The following is a 468-nucleotide window of genomic DNA, read 5'->3' as shown; positions in this document are numbered from 1 at the left end:
GGAATGCCCACTTATGACAACACCAATTTTATCAGCTTGGTAAAACAACTAATAGAATCTGGGAAGCAGACTGCAAACATTATCAAGACCGTCAAGTTCTTAAAAACCCAAAAAGAAAACATTGAAAAGGTCAACGATGTGGTCAAACAATTAAAAGCAGTTAGGGAAATTGGACGGAACAATCAACGTCTGATCAATGTAATGCAAAATGATTTAAGTGATATTCTTGACAGTCCTTATATCAAACCCGATGAAGTGGCAAGGGTATCGGAATCTTTTAGTGCCATTGTAGAAAATTCCTTGGACACAATGGACTTTATCGACCAGATCTTGTCCAGCGACTACCTAAAAATGAGCGATGCCGACCGTGCGGATATCCTGAAAGAAAAGGAAAAAGAATCGAAAAATATGGTTTCGGAAATCACATTGAAAACCAAACGATACCGAGATATAATTTCTTTCCGCAAG

Annotated in this window: 1 protein-coding gene; it reads left to right on the top strand. The window is 38.0% G+C overall.

Translation table 11 applies throughout. The annotated features are described in order from the left end of the window. A partial coding sequence (locus RM529_RS17780; protein ID WP_311486064.1) for a conjugal transfer protein occupies nucleotides 1-468 on the top strand: 468 nt, incomplete at both ends.

Origin of the sequence: Autumnicola edwardsiae (assembly GCF_031846505.1) — a bacterium.
GTDB lineage: Bacteria > Bacteroidota > Bacteroidia > Flavobacteriales > Flavobacteriaceae > Autumnicola > Autumnicola edwardsiae.
Note: the sequence above shows the minus strand (reverse complement) of the source record. Positions and strands in the feature narration are given on the sequence as shown.